Source organism: Photorhabdus viridis (assembly GCF_040256935.1).
Taxonomy (GTDB): domain Bacteria; phylum Pseudomonadota; class Gammaproteobacteria; order Enterobacterales; family Enterobacteriaceae; genus Photorhabdus; species Photorhabdus viridis.
In genome coordinates this window covers 1-223 of record NZ_JBEJZY010000475.1, presented here as the reverse complement: position 1 = coordinate 223, position 223 = coordinate 1, and the positions used below count along the sequence as shown (strand labels likewise).

1 protein-coding gene is annotated in these 223 nt (G+C 59.2%); it reads left to right on the top strand.

All coding sequences use genetic code 11. The features are described from left to right. The coding region (locus ABR397_RS24200) for a hypothetical protein (protein ID WP_350307898.1) at positions 1-223 on the top strand (223 nt) is incomplete at both ends.

Here is a 223-nt window from a genome sequence, read left to right as displayed (position 1 = left end):
GACAGTATACATACGATGCGGCCCTGAACCTGACGGCGGCCCGTGACGATGCGCAGCGGCTGCACTATATCCTCAACGGCAACGGCCAGGTGGTCTCGGTGAGTGATGAAAAGAACCTGCGCGAGCATTATCAGTATGATGTCACCGGTTACCCGTCCCGGCGATTTGACGGGGTGCAGGAGATTATGGGGGAAACCCTCTACCAGGCGGGGCACCGCCTGAA